Here is a 1,422-nt window from a genome sequence, read left to right on the forward strand (position 1 = left end):
GGCGAGTCAACATACCATCTCCAGCGAAGAATTCATAAGGAATAACTTGGTTGACACCGGCTGGGAACGGGCCTGGGAAGTTGGCTTTGTCCAAGTAAGTAGCTGGGACATCTACTGTGTCTTTAGTATTGTCAGCCACACCCTTTTGCACTTCAGCTGGAGTTGTTGCTGGTTGCGCTTCACTGACTTCACGGTCTTGCCCAGAAACTGTAGACGCAGGACTTTCCACAGGTTTAACTGCATCTTCTGTTTGTTTCTTAGAGTCAGGTTGTGCTTGCACTTCTTCTTTTGGTTCTACTACTTGATCTTTAGCATCGGTATCCGATTTTTCTGAAGAGTCTGTAGCATCCAAACTTGTTTTAGGTGTTGGAACAGACTGTTCTGAAGGAAGAGCTACATCGACTGCTTCTTTGAGAACCTCTACTGGTAAGTCGCTCTTTGCACTCTCGGAAGCAGCGTCTGGCACGACTTGAGCAGGGGTTGGATTGACGACGTCAGCACTTGCAGAACTTGGTTGACCGACTAGGACAAAAAAGCCACTGGCTACAACAACTGAAGCGACACCGACACTTAGACGGCGAATAGACCAACGAGTATATCTCTGATTTTGATTGAATTTCATAGGATTCTCCTTAGAGCTTTCTTTTTTTATGACTCTAGTATAATCTCCTAAATTTAAAAAGGATTAATAAAAAGTTGAAATTTTTCTTAAATCCCTCTTATAAAATACTTATATTGACTCCATAGTTATTGAAAAAAGAGTAGTCCTTTCTCTTCTACTCACTCAGCTCTGTTAGAGTATCCAAATGTTGGTTATTAATCACCGCCATGATATAGGTGCTTGACCGTAAAAAGTCATCAGGACCGAATTGAACATCTAGAGGAGCATTTTCATAGTCACGAAATCCAAGTACATTGAGGTTGTATCGCCCACGTAAATCTAGCTGACTAAGGCTTTTCCCCGCCCAAGATTGGGGAATTCTCATCTCGACAATCGAAACATTCTTGTCCAGCTGAAAGACATCCACGCTGTATTATAGCCAAAGATGCTACGCCCTATTTCGCCCGCTAGTGTGATGTAACACGCCTTACCATTTTCCAAGATTATAGAATCCGCTCGGTTGCTGTTGGCCGTACCGATAACACGAATAGAGTGCTTTTTTTAATTATAAGAGCAACAAATTTATAAGGATTTGGAAAAAATAAAAGGAAGTCGACCAACCACCAACTTCCTTTTTACCTATTTTTTATAATTTCTCCTCTATTTTAAGAAAACTTTAGGCTTTGCTTTATATACTATAACCATCCTAAAACTTTTCTTTTTCATAATCTCCTAAATCCAGGTATTAGGTCCTGGATTTTTTGTGTGAACAAAAATTATGAAATTTGAATCAAAGCTTTTCTTTTTTTGACTGACTAATC

The 1,422-nt window shown here is 40.1% G+C and carries 1 protein-coding gene and 1 pseudogene; both read right to left on the reverse strand.

Going from position 1 to position 1,422, the window contains the following annotated elements; all coding sequences use genetic code 11:
* On the reverse strand, positions 1–622 hold a 622-nt coding region (locus ADF62_RS00240), incomplete at its 3' end, for an SSURE domain-containing protein (RefSeq protein ID WP_048787823.1).
* 154 nt (positions 623–776) lie between these two features.
* Positions 777–1,031: pseudogene (locus ADF62_RS09990) on the reverse strand (TrkA family potassium uptake protein); the annotation flags it as partial.
* Positions 1,032–1,422 lie beyond the last annotated feature (391 nt).

This window comes from Streptococcus sp. 1004_SSPC (assembly GCF_001069025.1).
Classification (GTDB): Bacteria; Bacillota; Bacilli; order Lactobacillales; family Streptococcaceae; genus Streptococcus; species Streptococcus vestibularis.